Source organism: Streptomyces cyaneofuscatus (genome assembly GCF_042718795.1).
Classification (GTDB): Bacteria; Actinomycetota; Actinomycetes; order Streptomycetales; family Streptomycetaceae; genus Streptomyces; species Streptomyces cyaneofuscatus_A.
This window is the reverse complement of the sequence record NZ_JBHXOX010000002.1, coordinates 105,820-124,848: the sequence shown is the minus strand read 5'-3', so window position 1 is coordinate 124,848 and position 19,029 is coordinate 105,820. Positions and strand designations below refer to the sequence as shown.

Below are 19,029 nucleotides of genomic sequence, written 5' to 3'. Positions count from 1 at the left end.
GTGGGTTCCGGGGGTCAGCAGCCGTTCAGGGCTGTCTGGAGCGCGCTCTTCTCGGCCGAGTCCACGCTCAGGCCGTAGTAGTGCTTCACGTGGACCCACGCGCGGACGTAGGTGCACTTGTACGCCGCGCGCGGCGGCATCCACTTGGCCGGGTCCTTGTCGCCCTTGGCCTGGTTGACGTTGTCGGTGACCGCGATGAGCTGGGGGCGGGTCAGGTCGTTGGCGAAGGACTGGCGCTGGGCGTTGGACCAGCCGCTCGCGCCGGAGCGCCAGGCCTCGGCGAGGGGGATCATGTGGTCGATGTCGACGTCGTCGGCGGCGCTCCAGGTGGCGCCGTCGTACTGCGAGTACCAACTGCCGCTGACTGCGGCACAGGCGGCGTCCTGCTGGACGTTCGTGCCGTCGCGCTTGAGGACCACCTCTCGGGTGTTGCAGGCGCCCGACTGCGTAATCCAGTGCGGGAACTTGTCGCGGCTGTAGCCGCTGGACGAGCCCTCGGCGCCGACGGTGAGCTGGCCGAGGTAGGTGCGTGCGGTGGCAGCGCTGACCGGGGTGGGGAGGGCGGCCTGGGCGGTCGGGGCGGTGAGCAGGACGGACGTGGCGGCGAGGGTGGCGGTCGCGGCGGCGACGGCCGAGCGACGCGCGTAGATACCGAACATGCGAACTCCCTTGAGGTGGGGGGTGCTTGGGCGGGCGGCGGGTGGAGCCCGGCCAGCGTGGCGGCGCCAGGTTTCCTGGGGGTGGGCACCAGGTAACAGAGTGACGACATGTGCACGTCACATCAAGGGGTGTGGCGGGGTGCGTGGTGGTGAACCGACCGCCGGGCGTGGGAAGGGAGTTGTGCGGTCGGAGCGTCCGCCGGGGGGCGTGAACGGGCTCCGGGCGGCTCTATCGTTGCCTGGTGCTGCTTCCGGTCACGCCGGCCCTCGGGGTCGTCCTTGTCGCCCTGTTGGCCCTCGCCGCCGTTGTCGCCGCGTGGGCCCGGCTGGGCCGTTCGCGCGAGATCCTGGTGGCCGGGGTGCGGGCCGCGGGCCAACTCGCCGCCGTCTCCCTGCTCATCGGCTGGGTGGCCCAGCGGCTCGGGCCGCTGCTCGGGTTCCTGGCGCTGATGTTCGCCGTGGCCGCCTGGACGGCGGGGCACCGCGTCACCCGCAACCGCACCTGGTGGTGGGCGGCCCTGCCGATCGGGGCGGGGGCGCTCCCGGTCATCGGGCTGCTGCTGGTCACGGGGCTCGTGCCGGTCCGGGGGCCGGCGCTCATTCCGGTGGCGGGCATCCTCATCGGAGGGGCGCTCACCGCGACCGTTCTCGGGGGGCGGCGCGCGCTGGACGAACTCGCCACCCGTTACGGGGAGGTGGAGGCGGGCATGGCCCTCGGGATGCTCGACCGGGACGCCCGGCTGGAGATCGTACGGCCCGCCGTGTCGGACGCGCTGCTGCCGGGGCTCGACCAGACGCGGACGGTGGGGCTCGTCACGTTGCCGGGAGCCTTCGTGGGCATGCTGCTGGGCGGCGCCTCACCGGTGGAGGCGGGCGCCGTGCAGCTCTTCGTCCTGGTGGCGTTGATGGCGGTGCAGGTGGTGGCCGTCGCGGTGGTGCTGGAGCTGGTCGCGCGGGGGTGGCTGCACCGGGGGTGAGGGGGTGAGCGGGTGAGGGGGTGAGGGGTGTCTGGTGGCTCAGGCCGCGCTGATGTGCAGACGGATCATGCCGTCGCCGGTCGCCTCCACCCGGATCTGCGTCAGGTCCTCGACGTGTGCGTCCGGCGACAGGGCCGCGGCGCGCGGGCCGACGCCCACCACGCGCATCCCGGCCGCCCGGCCCGCCGCGATGCCCGCCTCGGAGTCCTCGAACACGATGCAGTCCGCCGCCGCGAAGCCCAGCTCCGCCGCGCCCTTGAGGAAGCCCTCGGGGTCCGGCTTGCTGGCGCCGACCTGCTCGGCGGTGACGCGGACGGCGGGCATCGGCAGCGCGGCCGCACCCATCCGGGCCGTCGCGAGCGCGCTGTCGGCCGAGGTGACCAGGGCGTGCGGGAGGTCGGCGATCGCGGCCATGAACGCGGGGGCGCCGCCGATCGGGACCACGCCGTCGACATCGGCGGTCTCCTCGGCGAGCATCACCCGGTTGTCCGCGTAGTTCTCCTCGACGGGGCGGTCCGGGAGCAGGACGGCCATCGTGGCGTACCCCTGGCGGCCGTGGACCACCTTGAGGGCGGCCTCGGGGTCCAGTCCGTGCTTGAGCGCCCACCGGCGCCAGCAGCGCTCCACGACCGCGTCGGAGTTCACGAGGGTGCCGTCCATGTCCAACAGGAGGGCGCTTGTGGTGAGGACGGTGGCCGACATCGGCTGACTCCAGAGCGCGGGGATGGTGGTGCGGTGACGCGGGTGGTGCGGTGACGCGGGTGGTGCGGTGACGCTGGGTGGTGCGGTACAAGAGCAGCCCCGCCCGCCGGTCAGGGAGTGCGGGCGGGAGCTACTTTGTTCCATGAAGATACAAAAACCTGGGCCGGAAAGCCAATCCCGCAGGCCGGATGCTGCCCGAAGGCCCGGCGCGCCCGGTCAGCCGCGGCCCAGTCCGGTCGTCTCCGCCTCCAGCGCGCGCCGCGTCTCCGGCCCGTACACACCGGCCGGGTCGCCCTGGATCGCCTTGTACGACTGGTAGATCCGTACGGCGTTCTCCACGCGGTCGTCGAAGTTCCCGTCCGCGTCGCCGTGGTAGAGCCACACCTCCGCGAGCCGGTTCTGCAACACGGCCACCTGCGGACCCTGGTCGCCGTGCCGCAGCGAGGAAGGGGCCAGCTCCGCGGGAGGCGCGGCGGACGGCGGGGGCGCGTCACCGGTCGCCGACGCGGACGGGGCCTCCGGGCTCGGTGTCGCCGACGCGGAGGCGGTCGGGCTCGGCGCCGCGCTCTCCGAGGGCGAGGCGGAGGGGGACGGGGAGGCGGTGGACGCCGAGGGGGTGGGCGAGGCCGATGCCGTACGGGACGGAGCGGCCGAGGGGGAGGGGGACGGGGCCACGGAGGCCGCCGCCGGCTCGTCCGCGGTGTCCGGGGCGCTCGTGATCGCCTCCGGCAGTGCCTCCTCCTGGCTCCCGTCCCGGTCGAAGAGCCCCCCGGCGAAGGCCGCCGTGCCGACCACCGCCGCCACGGCCGCGCCCACGGCCAGGGCCGCGAAGGGGCGCCTGCGGCGCGGTTGGACGGGGTCGGGGGTGGCGGGGGCGGTGCTGAAGGCCTGCTTGGGGCCGATTGCCGGTCCCGCGCCGGGCCCCGGCCTCGTACCCATGCCCATGCCCGTACCGCGGCCCCCGCCCGGCCCCATCCCCAGGTGCAGCGGCATGGTGGTGGCCGCGTCGCCCCCGGCGCCCTGCCCCGCCCCACCGGCACCGGCCTCCGCAGACCCGCCTGCACCGGCCTCCCCAGGGTCGCCGTCCCCCGCGCCGGGGCCATCCCCCGCCGACGCCTCCCCCAACGTCACGTACGGCCTGATCCGCAGCGGGTCGAAGTCCTCCGCCGCCGCCATCTCCGCCGAGCGGGCGGCGCGCAGCTCGTCCCCCGTGAGCGGCGTCGCGCCCGTGTCCGCACCGCACCGGCAGGGCACCCGGTGCTCCGTGCCGGGCTCGCCGGCCGTCCGTCTGCCGCACTCCGGGCATGCGTGTCCGGTCATCGTGGGTCCCCTCCCCTTGAACTGCCTGCGATTATGCAGCCCGCCCCGGCGAAGCCCAATGCCCCATCGGTGCCCGACAGGCCATAACAGGGCGGAACGGCCAGGATGGGGTGTAGTGGATCAGCGGAGTGCAGTGAATCAGCGGATCGCAGCGCATCGCAGCCGATCGAGGAGACGCCCATGGCCCAGCAGCTGAGCCCGCCCATGGTCCCCGGCGAGGGGCAGTCCCGCCGGACCGTCCTGGTGGCGATCGGCGCGCTGCTCCTCGGCATGCTGCTGGCGGCACTCGATCAGACCATCGTCTCCACCGCGCTGCCGACCATCGTCAGCGAACTCGGCGGTCTCGACCACCTCTCCTGGGTGGTCACCGCCTATCTGCTGGCGGCGACGGCGGCGACCCCGCTCTGGGGAAAGCTCGGCGACCAGTACGGCCGCAAGAAGCTCTTCCAGACCGCGATCGTCATCTTCCTGATCGGCTCCGCCCTCTGCGGCATGGCCCAGAACATGCCCCAGCTCATCGGCTTCCGCGCTCTCCAGGGACTCGGCGGCGGCGGGCTCATGGTGCTCTCGATGGCGATCGTCGGGGACATCGTCACCCCGCGCGAACGCGGCAAGTACCAGGGTCTGTTCGGTGCCGTCTTCGGCGTGACGAGCGTGCTCGGGCCGCTGCTCGGCGGGTTCTTCACCGAGACCCTGAGCTGGCGCTGGGTGTTCTACATCAACCTGCCGATCGGCGTCGTCGCGCTGCTCGTCATCGCGGCCGTGCTGCACATCCCGGTCCACCGCGAGAAGCACACCATCGACTACCTCGGCACCTTCCTCATCGCCTCCGTCGCCACCTGCCTCATCCTCGTGGCGTCCCTCGGCGGCACGACCTGGGCCTGGGGGTCGGTGCAGATCATCGCGCTGGCGGTGCTCGCCGTCGTGCTGCTGATCGCGTTCGTCGCCGTCGAGCGGCGGGCGGCGGAACCGGTGCTGCCGCTCAAGCTCTTCCGGATCAGGACGTTCAGCCTCGTCGCCGTGATCAGCTTCATCGTCGGCTTCGCGATGTTCGGCGCGATGACCTACCTGCCCACGTTCCTCCAGGTGGTCCACGGCATCACCCCGACCATGTCCGGTGTGCACATGCTGCCGATGGTCCTCGGCATGCTGCTCACCTCCACCGGCTCAGGCCAGCTCGTCAGCCGTACCGGCCGCTGGAAGGTCTTCCCCCTCGCGGGCACCGCCCTCACCGCCGCCGGCCTGCTGCTCCTCCACCGGCTTTCCCCGGCCAGCTCCACCTGGGAGATGAGCCTCTCCTTCTTCGTCTTCGGCGCCGGGCTCGGCCTCGTCATGCAGGTCCTCGTCCTCGTCGTGCAGAACGCCGTCTCCTACCGGGACCTCGGCGTCGCCACCTCCGGCGCGACCTTCTTCCGCTCCATCGGCGCCTCGTTCGGCGTGGCCATCTTCGGCACCGTCTTCACCAACCGGCTCACCGGCCGGCTCGACAGCGCCCTCGCGGGCCGGTCCCTGCCTCCGGGTGTCGACGCCGAGCGGCTGGCGGCCGACCCCCGCTCCATCCAGATGCTCCCGGCCGACCTGCGCCCCTCGATCCTGGACGCGTACTCCACCTCCATCACGGACGTCTTCCTGTACGCGGCCCCCGTCGTCCTCCTCGCCTTCGTCCTGGCCTGGTTCCTGCGGGAGGACAAGCTCCGGGGCTCGGTGACCGCCCCCGACACCAGCCAGACGCTCGCCTCGAACCCGGTGGAGCGTTCCTCGTACGACGAGTGCGCCCGCGCACTCTCGGTGCTCGCCACCCGGGAGGGGCGCCGCGAGATCTACGAGAAGATCACCGCGCGCGCCGGGTACGACCTGCTGCCGGCGGCGAGCTGGCTGCTGCTCCGGATCAAGCGGCACGGCACCGTCGAACCCGCCCGGCTCGCCGAGGTGACCCCCGTACCGCTCCGGGTGATCACCGAGGCGGCCCGGCAGGTGGAGGGGCGCGGACTGGCCCGCCGCGAGGGGCTCCAGATGATCCTCACCGACACGGGGGCCGAGGCGGTCGTCCGGCTCTCCCAGGCCCGGGAGGACTCGCTCGCGGAGCTGCTGGGGGACTGGTGGGGGCCCGAGCGCCCCACCGACCTGGTCAGACTCGTCGCCGAGCTGACCGCCGAGGTCAGCGGGTCGAGCAAGGAACGCCCGCATACGCCGGCACTGCCCCGCGACCACGCGGCGGACCGGCACCACGACATCGACCACCCGGACCACCGGCGGCACGAGGACCGCCCCTGACGGTTCTCCAGCCCCTCACAGCTCCTTCGCGAACCAGACCTCCGCGTACGGGTTGCGCCGGTGGAAGGCCTGCACCTCCCCGTAGCCGTGCTTCGCGTACAGCCCGCGCGCCTCGACCAGGTCGAGACGGGTGTCCAGCCGGAGCAGCCGCACCCCGAGCGTCCGCGCCTCCTCCTCGATCGCGGCCAGCAGCAGCCCGCCGCCGCCCGTGGAGCGGAACGCCGGGCGTACGTACACCCGCGTCAGCTCCGCCGAACCCGGCGCGGCCTCCTCCGTCAGCACCAGCCCGGCGCAGCTCGCGGCCTTGCCCTCGTGGCGGCCCACGACGAACCGACCGGTGGGCGGCAGCAGCAGGTCCGCGCCGTCGTCGGCGAGCCCCTCGGCTGTCTCCGCGGCGGTGGCGGGCCGCTGCCAGTAGCGGCTCGCGACCTCGTCGTAGTAGTCGCGGCGCAGCGCGGTGGCGTCGGCGGAGTCGAAGCGTTCGGCGGTCACGGTCCAGGTCATGTGCGGCATTCTTGCTCCCGCACGGCCGAAGGACGACGTGTTTTATCTGTAGGGGGCAGCAATGAACGGACCGACGACCGGCAGCGACGTGGCGTCGAGGGCCCGGGCCGTCCAGCACCTCGCCGACCGCTGGATAGGCAACGCGCTCGCCACCGGGAAGCCGGCCGGCGGCGGCAGCTTCGTCTGCTCGCCCGCCGGACTGTGGCTGGCGCTCGCCGCCGTGGCCGCCGGGGCGCGCGGCGAGACCGCCCGGGAGCTGCGGGCGCTGCTCGGTACGGCGGACCGGGAGGCGGCACCCGCCGTGACGGCGGCCGCCCGCGAGCTGGCGCTGACCGGTGCGCTGGAGGTGGCGACCCGGGTGTGGAGCCGGGTGCCGGTACGGGACGCGTACCGCGAGGCGCTGCCGGACGTCCGGTTCGACGACCTGACGGACCCGGCCGCCGCCGACGCCTGGGTACGGGAGGCCACCGGCGGGCTGATCGAGCGGCTCCCCCTGGCGATCACCGACGAGACCCTGCTCGCCCTCGTCAACGTCCTGGCGCTGAAGGCCCGCTGGGAGAAGCCGTTCGAGGGCTGGCTGACCCGGGACCGGCCGTTCACCGACGCGTCCGGCAGGACCCGCCCGGTGCCGACCATGACCAAGGGCGTGCCGCTCGCCGACGTCCGGGTGGTGGACGGCACGTACGTCGTCGAGCTGCGCTGCACCGCCGGGGAGGGTGGCGGAGAGGGGGCCCGGGTCAGGTTCGTCCTGGGGGAGCCGGGCGCGGGCGCCGGGCAGGTGCTGCCCGCCGGCTGGGCGGACCGGTCCACCGGAACCCGCCCCGAGACGGACCTGGTGTCCATCGCCCTGCCACGCCTCGCCCTCCGTACGCGCATCGCCGTCACCGGACAACTGCCCGCGCTCGGCGTCCGGCTGGCCACCTCCGACGCGGCGGACTTCTCCGGCCTCTCGCCCCTGCCGCTCGCCGTCTCCGACGTGGTCCAGGAGGCCGTGCTGAAGGTCGCCGAGGAGGGAGTGGAGGCCGCGGCGGTGACCGTGGTCGCGATGCGGGCAGGGAGCGCGGCCCCGCCGCCGCAGCGGGTCCTGCACCTGGCCTTCGACCGCCCGTTCGGCATCGTCGTGCTGCCCGCCGCCACCGACGTCCCGCTCTTCGCCGCCTGGCAGGCGGACATCCCCAGCGGCCCGGGGCACGCCCCCAGCGGTCCGGCGCACGCGCCTGGCGGTCCGGCGCACATCTGATCGTCTTTTCGGACAGGCATTCTTCCGGACGAAAGCATGATGACAGTCAGGCAAAGAGGGGGTTGATTGTGTCTACCTCGTAGGGCAATGCGAGGCTTCATGCTGCGCTGCCCCGAGTCGAAGGGGCTGGGCATGGAACGGTGGGAGGGTCGGCGCAGCGTGACAAATGCGGATCACAGTGTGCGCGGTGGCGCGGTGGCGGACGCGATGACGAACACGGAGACGAGGGCCGGGCTGACCCGGGTCCTGCTCTGGGTGATCGTGACCGTGCTGGCGGTACGGCAGATGGCGGTGGTGCTACGGCAGCCGCCCGGCGAACGGCTCACCGATCTGGAGACCTGGATCGGGGAGAACGGCGTCCTGCACGTGACGGGATCGCTGTACGACAGCGGCCGGTTCACCGGGACGCCCTTCGCCGGTCTGGTGCTGAAGCCGCTCACCGCGTCGGCCGAGGCGGCCCTCGGTATCGCGTGGACCTTCGGCACCCTGCTCCTGGTGGCCGCCCTCGGTGTCGTCGCCGCCCGGGCCCTGCCCGCGCCGGTCGGCCGGCGTACGGCGCTGCTCGCCGTGCCCGTCGCGATCACCCTGCTCATGGTGTCGCTGCCGGTCCGCAACACCCTCCACCTCGGCCAGACCAGCATCCTGCCGGTCCTCCTGGTGCTGCTGGCCTGCTTCGTCGTCCGGGACCACCGGCTGCAGGGCGTCCTCGTCGGCCTCGCCGCCGCCTTCCAGCCGACGCTCCTGCTCTTCGCCGCCCTGCTCTGGCTGACCGGGAAGCGGCGTGCCTCGGTGGTCTCGGTGGCCGCCTTCGCCCTCTGCACGGCCGCCGCCTGGGCCGCGGTGCCGAAGGACTCGTGGACGTACTGGGTGCACCACGTCGCGGGCGCCGGGCTCGGTGAGCGGCCGGACAGCCTGGCCAACCAGTCCCTCCACGGCGCGCTGCTCCGGCTCGGCTTCGAGGGGCCGGCGGAGATCGCCCTGTTCCTCGTGCTCGCCGCCGCGGTCACCGTCGTCGGCGTACGCCGCGCGGTCCGCTACGCCCAGGACGGGCAGTTGCTCCTCGCCGTCGCCGTGACCGGCTGCGTCGTCGTGGCCGTCTCGCCGACCGCCTGGCAGCACCAGTTGCTGTGGGTGCTCCTCGCCGTCGTCGGCAAGGTCGGCAAGCGCGCCTCCGACCGGCTGGTCTGGCCGGCCGTCGTGGTGCTCGTCCTCACGCTCCCCGGCAAGATGCTGCTGCCGAACGTGGGCCTGGCCATCCCCGTACGGGACAACGCGCTGCTCATCGTGGCGCTCGGCGCGGCCTGCCTCGCCCCGTTCCTGCTGCGCACCTCGCCGTACTGGCAGCAGCCGATCCCCACCGACCACGCGAAGCCGGTCGCCGCGCGCTGGAGACGCGTGCCGCTCCTGCCGTTCTGGCGCCGGGCGCTCCACCGCCCCAACCTCCTGCTGGAACTCCTGCTCATCCGCGTCGTCTACTCCGCGTACGCCCAGGTCCGCCTCGCCGCCACCGCGGGCCGCCCGCTCGCCGAGGAGCACGGCCGGCAGATCCACGCCATCGAGCAGTGGCTGCACATCGATATCGAACTCTGGGTCAACCAGACGGTCGTGCGGATCGCCTGGCTGCGGGAGTTCTTCGACTACTACTACCTGACCTTCCACTTCATCGTCCCGCTGACGATCCTCGGTGTGCTGTACGCGCGCCGCCCCGCCGACTACCGCTGGGTCCGCTCGTCCATCGGCTTCGCCACCCTGCTGGCGCTCGTCGGCTTCTGGCTCTACCCGCTGGCCCCGCCCCGGCTCATGCCGGGCCTCGGCTTCATCGACACGGTCCACGGCGTCCAGGACTTCGCGAAGCCCGACTACGGGACGCTGACCACGGTCACCAACCAGTACGCGGCGATGCCGTCCCTGCACTTCGGCTGGTCGCTGTGGTGCGGTGTGGTCATCGTGATGCTCGCCCCGAAGCTGTGGATGAAGGCGCTCGGCCTGCTCCACCCGCTCTTCACCATCGCCGCGATCGTGGCGACCGCCAACCACTGGGTGCTGGACGCGGCCGGCGGGGCGCTGGTCGTCTCGCTGGGCTTCGGGCTGACGTATCTGCTGTCGGGGCCGCGGAAGCTGGTGGCCGGGGAGAAGCCGACGGCGGCGGGTCCCGCGAAGCGGGAGGCGGAACCCGAACCCGTACGCGTCGAGGCAGTCGGCACGTAGCGAACAGCTCGAAGGGGTGCCGGGACGACATCGAACACCGTCCCGGCACCCCTTCGGCATGGATCGCCGCGTCCCTACATGGTCCGCCCGCCGCGCCCGCCCCGCCACCCGGGCGGCCGGTCCTACGAAACGGCCGACGCACTCACCTGAAGCTGCTTGATCCCGTTCAGCCAGGCCGACCGCAGCCGCCGCGGGTCCTCCAGGAGCCGCAGATCCGGCAGGACGTCCGCGATGGCGTTGAAGATCAGGTCGATCTCCATCACGGCCAGCGACTTGCCCAGGCAGAAGTGCGGGCCGCCGCCCCCGAAGCCGAGGTGCGGGTTGGGGTCGCGGGTGATGTCGAAGGCTTCCGGGGCGTCGAAGACCTCGGGGTCGTTGTTGGCCGAGGAGTAGAACAGCCCGACCCGCTCGCCCTTCTTGATCCGCTGACCGCCCAGCTCCACGTCCTGGGTGGCGGTCCGCTGGAAGGAGACCACGGGGGTCGCCCAGCGCACGATCTCCTCGGCCGTCGTCTTCGGGCGCTCCCTCTTGTAGAGCTCCCACTGCTCGGGGTGGGTGAGGAAGGCGTGCATGCCGTGGCTGATCGCGTTACGGGTGGTCTCGTTGCCGGCCACCGCGAGCAGGATCACGAAGAACCCGAACTCGTCGGAGGACAGGTTCCCCTCGCCCTCCGCCGCGACGAGCTGGCTCACGATGTCCTGCGCCGGACACTCCTTGCGGGCCGCCGCCAGGTTCATCGAGTACGCCACGATCTCCATCGCCGCCTCGGCGCCGACCTCCTCGGTGATCGCGTACTCGGGATCGTCGTACGCGGCCATCTTGTTGGACCAGTCGAAGATCTTGGACCGGTCCTCCTGCGGTACGCCGATGAGTTCGGCGATCGCCTGGAGCGGCAGCTCCACCGCGATGTTCGTGACGAAGTCGAACGAGCCGTCGGCCCCGGCCCCGGCCGCCGCCGCGTGGGCGGTCTCCACGATGGACCGGGCGCGCGCCCGCAGCGCCTGCTCCAGCGAACGCACGGCACGCGGCGTGAAGCCGCGCTGGACGATCTGGCGGACCCGGGTGTGCTCCGGCGGGTCCATGTTGAGCATGATGAGTTTCTGGACCTCGATCTGGTCGCGGCTGATCGTCTCGTTGAAGCGGATGACCGCGGTGTTGGTGTTCGAGGAGAACAACTCAGGGTGCGTGGAAACGTACTTGACGTCCGCGTGACGGGTGACGACCCAGTACCCCTCGTCGCCGAAGCCGGAGATGTTGGCGGGCTGGGTGCACCACCACACCGGCGCGGTCTGCCGCATCAGCGCGAACTCCGGGTGCGGGACCCGGTCTTGGAGGAGGTCGGGGTCGGTGAAGTCGAACCCGTCGGGCAGATGGGGGCAGCGCATGGGCACCTCTCCACTCCGGATCTGGCGGCGAACCGTCGGACGATCGGCAACGTCTGACGTTCCATCAGAATCTGCCCGCAAGGTAGTAACGAGTTCTACAAGTCGCAAGAGTCCTGGCCGGATCCGTTCCCCGTGCGGTGGGCAACCCTGAAGCAGGGGCGCGCGCAGGGGGTGTACGCGGTCGCCGCACGCCCCTTGCGCAGTCGGTCCCGCGTCACGAGACTGCATGCATAACTAGAACGCGTACTAGTTCCTTCCGTGGGCGCCGGGACGCCCCCGACGGAAGGGCGAGGAGAGGACGAGCTCATGGCCGCGGAACCCGTCATCGTCGAAGCCGTACGCACCCCGATCGGCAAGCGTGGAGGCGCGCTCGCCCATCTGCACCCCGCCTACCTGCTGGGCGAGACCTACCGTGAACTGCTCGGCCGCACCGGCATCCAGGCCGACTGCGTCGAGCAGATCGTCGGCGGCACCGTCACCCACGCCGGGGAGCAGTCCATGAACCCGGCCCGCAACGCCTGGCTGGCCGTCGGCCTGCCGTACGAGACCGCCGCGACCACCGTGGACTGCCAGTGCGGCTCCTCGCAGCAGGCCGCGCACATGGTGGCCAACATGGTGGCCGCCGGAGTCATCGACGTCGGCATCAGTTGCGGCGTCGAGGCGATGTCACGGGTGCCGCTGGGCAGCGGCTCGAAACACGGACCGGGCAAGCCCTGGCCCGACGAGTGGAACGTCGACCTGCCCAACCAGTTCGAGGCCGCCGAGCGCATCGCGCGCAAACGCGGCCTCACCCGCGAGCGGGTCGACGCGCTCGGCCTCCTCTCGCAGCAGCGGGCGGCCGCCGCCTGGGCCGAGGAGCGCTTCAAGCGCGAGACGTACGCCGTCCAGGTCCCCACCACCGAGGAGGAGCAGGCGGCCGGCCAGGGCATGTGGCGCCTCGTCGACCGGGACGAGGGGCTGCGGGACACCTCCATGGAGGCGCTCGCCGGCCTCAAGGCGGTCATGCCGAGCGCGATCCACACCGCCGGCAACTCCTCCCAGATATCCGACGGGGCCGCCGCCATCCTCTGGTCCTCGAAGCGGATGGCCCGCGCCCTGAAGCTCAAGCCCCGCGCCCGGATCGTCGCCCAGGCGCTCGTCGGCTCGGACCCGCACTTCCACCTGGACGGTCCGATCGACGCCACCCGGGCTGTGCTCGGCAAGGCGGGCATGTCGCTGAAGGACATCGACGTCGTCGAGATCAACGAGGCGTTCGCGTCGGTGGTGCTGAGCTGGGCCCAGGAGTTCGAGGCGGACCTCGACGGCCTGGAGAAGGTCAACGTCAACGGCGGCGCGATCGCGCTCGGCCACCCGGTCGGCGCGACGGGGGCCCGTCTGATCACCACGGCCCTGCACGAACTGGAACGCGGAGACAAGGAGTTCGCGCTGATCACGATGTGCGCGGGCGGCGCGCTGGCCACGGGCACGATCATCCAGCGGCTGTAGCCGCGAGACCGCTCAGGAGTCCAGGGGGCCGTCCACCCCTCGGGCACCTCGGGCACCTATGGCACCTACGGCACCTGGGGCTTCTCAAACCCCACCCGCGCGTCGAACGCCGCCCGCCGGGTCGCCCGCCGCAGCGCCTTCAGCAGCGTCGGGCCGATGGTCAGCGTCAGGACGACGGTGAGCACCGCCCGCCCCAGGTCCCAGCCCAGCGAGGTCGCCGCGCAGTAGGCGAGGAAGCGCACCAGGTTCTCGGGGAGCGGGTCGCCCGCGACGAACGAGATGCCCGAGCCGAGACCCGGGATGATCGTCCACCCGTACAGATTCATGATCGTGCCGTACGCGAACGCCGCCACGGACCCGTAGACCGCGAGCATCGCCAGCTCGGCCCGGCCGCGCAGCCGGTCCGCGCCCGGCAGCAGCCCCGCGCCCATCGTGAACCAGCCCATCGCGAGCATCTGGAACGGCATCCACGGCCCCACCCCGCCCGTGAGCAGGGCGGACGCGAACATGGTCACCGAGCCGAGCACGAAGCCGAAACCCGGCCCCAGCACCCGCCCGCTCAGCACCATCAGGAAGAACATCGGCTCCAGGCCCGCCGTCCCCGCCCCCAGTGGGCGCAGCGCCGCCCCGACCGCCGCCAGCACCCCGAGCATCGCGACGGCCTTGGCGTCCATCCCGGACTCCGAGATCGTCGCCACCACCACCGCGACCAGCAGCGGCAGCAGCGCCGCGAACAGCCACGGCGCGTCCTGCGCGTGCGCGAGCCCGGACCCGGCACCGGCGAGCAGCGGCCACCCGAAGGCGACCACCCCGACCGCGCTGACCAGCACCAGCGCGGCGACCGACTTCGGCCCGAGCCGCACGGGCCGGGGAGCCCGCACCCTCTCCGTAACACTCACGCGCCCGCCTCCAGCGCGCCGCGCACCTGGGAGACGGTCAACCACTCCTGCGGGGCGAGGATCTTCGCGGTCTGCGGGGCGAAGGCGGGGGAGGAGACCACCACCCGCCCGGTCGGGCCGTCCGCGACGACCTCCCCGTCGGCGAGGATCACCACCCGGTGGGCCAGCTCCGCCGCCAGCTCCACATCGTGCGTGGCCAGGACGATCGCGTGACCTTCGGCCGCCAGCGACCGCAGGACCCCGACGAGCCGGCCCTTCGCCGCGTAGTCCAGGCCGCGCGTCGGCTCGTCCAGCAGCAACAGCGGTGGCCGGGCCGTGAGGACCAGCGCCAGAGCGAGCGCGAGGCGCTGGCCTTCGGAGAGGTCGCGCGGGTGCGTGCCGTCCTCCACACCCGGCAGCAGCTCGGTGACCAGCGCCCGGCAGGTGCCCTCGGCCGCGCCCGCGTCCCGGTCGGCGGCGGCGCACTCGGCGGCCACCGTGTCCGCGTACAGCAGGTCGCGCGGCTCCTGCGGGACGAGGCCGACCCGGCGGATCATGGCGCGCGGATCGGTACGGGCGGGGGCCAGGCCGCCGACGCGCACGGACCCGGAGGTGGGCTCGACCATGCCGACGAGGGCGCCGAGCAGCGTGGACTTCCCGGCCCCGTTACGGCCCATCAGCGCCACGGTCTCGCCGGGCGCCACGGTGAGCGTGATCCGCCGCAACGCCTCGATCCGCCCGCGCCGCACGCCGAGCGCGTCGACCCGGGTGACGGGGTCGGCGGGATTGGGCGCTTCCACGGCTTTCGTACGTCCCAGGAGCCGGGCGAGACGCCCGGGACGGGGACCGGCGGATACGGGAGGGGGCACCACGGGCACACGCGCGGCAACCTCCGGCGGCGAGGCCTGCGCCAGCCGGTCCCGCAGCTCACCGGCCCCGCGCCGGGCGTCCCGTACGGAGAGCGGCAGCGGGTTCCACCCCGCCAGCAGCCCCAACTCGGCGACCGGCGGCCGGACCGGAGACACCTTCATGATCTCGGCGGGCGCACCCATCACCGGGGCGGCGCCCGGCGCGGGCAGCAGGACGACCTGGTCCGCGTACTGCACCACCCGCTCCAGCCGGTGCTCGGCCATCAGCACGGTCGTCCCCAGATCGTGCACCAGCCGCTGGAGCACGGCGAGGACCTCCTCGGCCGCCGCCGGGTCCAGCGCGGACGTCGGCTCGTCGAGCACCAGCACCTTGGGGTGCGGGGTCAGCACCGAACCGATCGCCACCCGCTGCTGCTGGCCGCCCGAGAGGGTCGCGATCGGCCGGTCCCGCAGCTCGGCCAGCCCCAGCAGATCGAGCGTCTCCTCCACGCGCCGGCGCATGACGTCCGGCGCCAGGCCCAACGACTCCATGCCGTACGCGAGTTCGTCCTCGACCGTGTCCGTGACGAAGTGGGCCAGGGGGTCCTGCCCCACCGTGCCCACCAGATCGGCCAGTTCACGCGGCTTGTGCGTACGGGTATCACGCCCGTCCACCGTGACCCGGCCGCTCAGCACCCCGCCCGTGAAGTGCGGGACGAGCCCCGAGACCGTCCCCAGCAACGTCGACTTGCCGACCCCGGACGGCCCGACGAGCAGCACCAACTCGCCCTCCGGGACCGCGAGATCGACGCCGGAGAGCGTGGGCCGGCCCGTCCCGTCGTACCGCACGGAGACCTGCTCGAACCTGATCACGCCTGCTCCTTGCCGCGATGGTCGTGTACTTCAAGGCCGCGACGATCGCGTTCTTCCGGGCCGCGTGGAGACGGCGGTACGGGGGCGACCAGCGCGGGCAGCAGCCCGACCAGCACAGCGGCAGCGGGCCAGAGCGGCAGCACGGGTGCGGTCAGCGGGACGACCCCGGGGTGCAGCGCCTCCGGATCGACCGAGCCCGCCCAGATCATCGCGGCCGCCACCACCGCACCCGACCCCGCCACCAGCCAGGCCCGCACCCCCCACCGGTCCGGGCGGTAGCGGGTCCGTACCGAGCGCCGCCCGCCCAGCCGCAGCCCCGCCATCGCCGCGACGAGCCCCACCAGCAGCAACGGCAGCCCGTACACGGCCCCTTGGGCGGCGAGCAGCCCGTACGTCCCGGCGCACACCCCGAGCAGCCCGCCGAGCGTGAGCACGTTGGTGGTGTGCCGGACGGCGGGCGGGACCTGGGCGGTACGCCCGTACCCGCGCGCGTCCATCGACGCGGCCACCGCCACCGACCGCTCCAACGCCCCCTCCAGCACCGGCAGTCCGATCTGCGCGACCGCCTTCACACCACCGGTCGGCCGCCCCCGCAGCCGCCGCGCGGTCCGCAGCCGGACCACGTCGGCGACCATGTTCGGGGCGAACGTCATCGCGACGACGACGGCGACCCCCACCTCGTACAGCGCACCGGGCAGGGACTTCAGCAGCCGGGCCGGGTTGGCGAGCGAGTTCGCCGCGCCGACGCAGATCAGCAGGGCGGCCAGCTTCATCCCGTCGTAGAGCGAGAAGACGAGCTGCTCCGCCGTGACCCGGCCGCCGATCCGCACCCCCTGCGCCCAGTCGGGCATCGGCACCTCGGGGAGCGTGAACACGGTGTGCGAGCCGGGGATCTGCGAGCCGAGGAAGACGGAGAAGAGCAGGCGCAGCGCCACGACGAAGAGCCCGAGCTTGATGAACGCCCCGTAGGAGCGGGCCCAGGGCGCGTCCGTGCGCCGGGCCGCCACCACATACCCCGCCACCCCGACCAGCAGGCCGAGCAGCAGCGGGTTGGTGGTCCGGGAGGCGGCGGTGGCCAGCCCCAGGGCCCACAGCCACCACGCCCCGGCGGGCAGCGCGTTGGAGCGGCCCGCCTCGGGCGCGTGCAGGGCACGGCGGAGCAGCCGGGCCGTCCCCGGGGCATACGTCATCGGCGCCGGCGGGCCTGGAACACGGCGGCGACGCCCAGCAGCAGGACCGCGCCGATGCCGAGGAGGAGACCGGCGGAGGGACCACCGCCGCTGCCCCCGTCATCCGCCGCCGGGGCGGGGGAGGCGGAGGCGTCATCGGTCGGCTTCCCGCTGCCGTCCCTCCCGCTGCCGTCCTTCTTGCTGCCGTCCCCCGACACCTGCTCGCCGCAGCCGGACTTCGGGTAGCCGGAGATCGCGCAGATCATGGCGCTGCTGTCGTACCGCAGCGGCTTCGCCACCGAGGCCAGCGCCTCCGCGCTGCTGGCGTCCGGCGCGACCTGGGCGCAGGCGGTGCGCAGCGCGGGCGGCTTCTCCCCGGCCGGGGCGTCCTCCGCCGTACCCGGGTCGATCACCACGGCGACCCGCTTGGCGCCGCCCTTCGCCGGGGTCTCCGCGCAGATCGCCGCGAAGTCCGGGGCCTGGCGCGGCCGGTCGGCGTCGGCGGAGTCCTCACTGACGGCGAACCGGAAGCCCTGGACCGTACCGTCGTCGGGGCGCACGAGGGACGGGCCCTGGGTGGCGTAGGCCCAGTTCTTGCCGTCGGCCTCCCAGAAGGACCAGTAGCGGTACCCGGCGGCCTGAGCCCCACCCGCCCCGAACAGGACGCCCGAGGCGGCGAGGAGGACGGCGAGGATGACGGTGAGGAGAGCGGCGACCGGACTCCGGAGCAGCGCCGACGAGGTGTGCGTCACGGCTGCTTCTTCTTCCGGCGCATGGAGAGCAGGAAGCCGATGCCCGCGCCGAAGAAGAGACCCAGGCCGACCAGCCACCACAGGCTGAGCCCGCTGTCCTCGCTCTCGGTGCCGCTGGAGGGCTGCGGACCGGTCGGCGTCGGCGACGGCAGCGCGGTCACGGCGGGGGCGGGGCCGGTCCCGTTGAGCTGGGCGACCAGGTCGACCCCGCCGAAGTCGCGGGCATCGGCGGCGGTGGCGTGCGCGGCGAAGATCAGTTGCGCGGCGGCGGCGGGCCCGCCCTGCTGCGCCCAGTCCTTGGAGTTCTTCTCCAGCCACTCCACCGAGGCGGCGGCCTTGTCCTTGTGCCCGGAGGCGGCGAGTGCGACGACCATGTCGGCGGTGTTGCCGAAGTCGGGCTGCGGCTCGCTCTCCTCGGCGCCCGGCATCGGCGGCTGCTCCAGGAAGGGGGAGGCGGCCAGGGTCGCGGCGAGGTAGTGGGCGCCGTTCTGCGCGCTCTGCTCGGCGGTGAGGTCGTCGCCCTTGGTGCAGACGGGGTCCTTCACCACGTCGGAGTCGCCCACGGCCATGCCTCTGCCGAGCAGCCCGAGCACGGCGGCGGCGGACGCGTCGTTGTTGGCGACGAGCTCGCCCTTCTTGCCGGGCTGGTAGGCGAAGGCGCCGCCGTCCTTCTTGCCGCACGGGATGGCGAGGGCCTGGAGCGCGGTGTACGGGGTGCTGCCGTCGGCGGTGGTGAGCTCGCCGACCGGGACGCTCGTACGGGCGAGGGCGCCGATCACGACGGCGGTGGAGTTGGCATCGCTGGGGCTGCCCGGGTTGTACCCCCAGCCGCCGTCCTCGTTCTGTACGGACTTCAGCCAGTCGGCCCCGTTGTCGGCGGCCTCCCGGTGCTGGCCCAGCTCGACGAAGGCCTGGACGGCGGCGGCGGTGGCGTTGGTGTCCATCACGGTCGACGCGTCGCAGGGAGTGGAGGCGTCGTCCCGGTACGAGGTGAAGGCGCCGCTGTCGCACTGCTGCTCCAGCAGCCAGTCCACGGACTGCTTCGACGGCGTGACGTACTCGATCTTCTGGGCGAGGAAGGCCAGCGACTGCCGCCACACCCCGTCGTACGTGGGGTCCGTGGTCCCGTAGAGCCCCAGCGGTAGCTGGACCGACGGGGACGGGCTCGGCGCGGCGACCGCGACGGGTGCGGCCGCGCCCAGAAGAACGGCGGTGGTCGCGAGCGCGGCTGCGCTGCGGCGTACGGTCATGGCGGGCTGCGCCTCTCCTGCGGGGGCCGGCTCTCCCGGGCGCACGAGGACACCGGGCTCCGGCCCCGTATACCTCGACGGTGCCGGTCACCGGGGTTCCGGTGACCCTGGCCACCGGGTTCCCGGTGGCCCTGGGGCCCGTGGTCACACTGCCCCCGGCCGCTCACACTCCGACCTGGGGACGTTCCGGCTGCCGTCGCGCGGACGGCTCGGACGATTCACGGCTGGGGCCGGCGCCGGTTCGCACCGGCTCACCCCTGTACGGGCATGATGACGACCTGCCCACTCTACCGGGCCGTAGCGTCCCCGCTCGGGGCGGCAGACCGCGGGGGTCGTCCGGAGGGAGCAGCGCGCGGGGCGGGTGCGGTATGGCTCACACGGCGATGTACGTGACCTGTGCACTCACACCGCGATGTACGTGACCTGTGCACTCACACCGCGATGTACGTGACCTGTGCACTCACACCGCGATGTACGTGACCTGTGCACTCACACCGCGATGTAC

15 protein-coding genes are annotated in these 19,029 nt (G+C 73.0%); 5 read left to right on the top strand and 10 right to left on the bottom strand.

The features are described 5' to 3' along the window. Positions 1-14: 14 nt before the first annotated feature. A complete protein-coding gene (locus ACFWRT_RS02235; RefSeq protein WP_380949453.1) occupies positions 15-659 on the bottom strand; it encodes an HNH endonuclease family protein in 645 nt (214 codons plus the stop codon). Positions 660-901: 242 nt separating this feature from the next. Here ACFWRT_RS02235 and ACFWRT_RS02230 point away from each other — a divergent pair, with 242 nt between their 5' ends. Next, complete coding sequence (locus tag ACFWRT_RS02230) at positions 902-1,636, top strand: ABC transporter permease (RefSeq protein WP_380949454.1); 735 nt, start codon at positions 902-904, stop codon at positions 1,634-1,636. A gap of 39 nt (positions 1,637-1,675) precedes the next feature. Here the strand turns inward: ACFWRT_RS02230 and ACFWRT_RS02225 are convergent, their stop codons facing one another. Further along, positions 1,676-2,338 carry an HAD-IA family hydrolase gene (locus ACFWRT_RS02225; protein ID WP_380949455.1) on the bottom strand — a complete coding sequence of 221 codons (663 nt, stop codon included), beginning with the start codon at positions 2,336-2,338 and terminating at the stop codon, positions 1,676-1,678. A gap of 216 nt (positions 2,339-2,554) precedes the next feature. Then, positions 2,555-3,658, bottom strand: coding sequence for a peptidoglycan-binding domain-containing protein (locus ACFWRT_RS02220; protein WP_381121208.1), 1,104 nt, complete (start codon positions 3,656-3,658; stop codon positions 2,555-2,557). 180 nt (positions 3,659-3,838) lie between these two features. Here ACFWRT_RS02220 and ACFWRT_RS02215 point away from each other — a divergent pair, with 180 nt between their 5' ends. Then, on the top strand, positions 3,839-5,932 hold the full coding sequence (locus ACFWRT_RS02215; protein WP_380949457.1) for an MDR family MFS transporter: 2,094 nt from the start codon (positions 3,839-3,841) through the stop codon (positions 5,930-5,932). A gap of 15 nt (positions 5,933-5,947) precedes the next feature. On the opposite strand, the gene ACFWRT_RS02210 is transcribed toward ACFWRT_RS02215, so the two are convergent. Next, complete coding sequence (locus tag ACFWRT_RS02210) at positions 5,948-6,436, bottom strand: GNAT family N-acetyltransferase (RefSeq protein ID WP_380949458.1); 489 nt, start codon at positions 6,434-6,436, stop codon at positions 5,948-5,950. A 61-nt stretch (positions 6,437-6,497) separates the two neighbouring features. Between ACFWRT_RS02210 and ACFWRT_RS02205 the strand changes: the two genes are divergently transcribed. Together ACFWRT_RS02205 and ACFWRT_RS02200 are read left to right on the top strand one after the other, a co-directional pair. After that, entirely contained in the window at positions 6,498-7,676 is a 1,179-nt protein-coding gene (locus ACFWRT_RS02205; protein WP_380949460.1) for a serpin family protein, read from the top strand. A gap of 132 nt (positions 7,677-7,808) precedes the next feature. Then, positions 7,809-9,884 carry a bifunctional glycosyltransferase 87/phosphatase PAP2 family protein gene (locus ACFWRT_RS02200; RefSeq protein ID WP_380949461.1) on the top strand — a complete coding sequence of 692 codons (2,076 nt, stop codon included), beginning with the start codon at positions 7,809-7,811 and terminating at the stop codon, positions 9,882-9,884. 122 nt (positions 9,885-10,006) lie between these two features. On the opposite strand, the gene ACFWRT_RS02195 is transcribed toward ACFWRT_RS02200, so the two are convergent. Beyond that, positions 10,007-11,269: a cytochrome P450 gene (locus ACFWRT_RS02195; protein ID WP_380949462.1), complete on the bottom strand. Its 1,263-nt coding sequence runs from the start codon at positions 11,267-11,269 to the stop codon at positions 10,007-10,009. Positions 11,270-11,575: 306 nt separating this feature from the next. Here ACFWRT_RS02195 and ACFWRT_RS02190 point away from each other — a divergent pair, with 306 nt between their 5' ends. Next, positions 11,576-12,754, top strand: coding sequence for a steroid 3-ketoacyl-CoA thiolase (locus tag ACFWRT_RS02190; RefSeq protein ID WP_380949463.1), 1,179 nt, complete (start codon positions 11,576-11,578; stop codon positions 12,752-12,754). 65 nt (positions 12,755-12,819) lie between these two features. Here ACFWRT_RS02190 and ACFWRT_RS02185 read toward each other — a convergent pair whose 3' ends face one another. Genes ACFWRT_RS02185 through ACFWRT_RS02165 form a run of 5 tightly spaced genes read right to left on the bottom strand, consistent with a single transcriptional unit; the run spans position 12,820 to position 18,524 of the window. After that, positions 12,820-13,653 (bottom strand): ECF transporter S component, encoded by an 834-nt coding sequence (locus ACFWRT_RS02185; RefSeq protein WP_380949465.1) that lies wholly within the window; start codon positions 13,651-13,653, stop codon positions 12,820-12,822. Continuing rightward, complete coding sequence (locus tag ACFWRT_RS02180; RefSeq protein ID WP_380949467.1) at positions 13,650-15,353, bottom strand: ABC transporter ATP-binding protein; 1,704 nt, start codon at positions 15,351-15,353, stop codon at positions 13,650-13,652. Before ACFWRT_RS02180 ends, ACFWRT_RS02185 begins: the two co-directional genes overlap by 4 nt. Further along, positions 15,350-16,543, bottom strand: a complete 1,194-nt coding sequence (locus ACFWRT_RS02175) for an energy-coupling factor transporter transmembrane component T (RefSeq protein ID WP_380949469.1) — start codon at positions 16,541-16,543, stop codon at positions 15,350-15,352. The genes ACFWRT_RS02180 and ACFWRT_RS02175 overlap by 4 nt, the downstream gene beginning before the upstream one ends. Further along, positions 16,540-17,274 carry an SCO2322 family protein gene (locus ACFWRT_RS02170; protein WP_380949471.1) on the bottom strand — a complete coding sequence of 245 codons (735 nt, stop codon included), beginning with the start codon at positions 17,272-17,274 and terminating at the stop codon, positions 16,540-16,542. Before ACFWRT_RS02170 ends, ACFWRT_RS02175 begins: the two co-directional genes overlap by 4 nt. Next, on the bottom strand, positions 17,271-18,524 hold the full coding sequence (locus ACFWRT_RS02165) for a prenyltransferase/squalene oxidase repeat-containing protein (protein ID WP_380949472.1): 1,254 nt from the start codon (positions 18,522-18,524) through the stop codon (positions 17,271-17,273). The genes ACFWRT_RS02170 and ACFWRT_RS02165 overlap by 4 nt, the downstream gene beginning before the upstream one ends. Positions 18,525-19,029 lie beyond the last annotated feature (505 nt).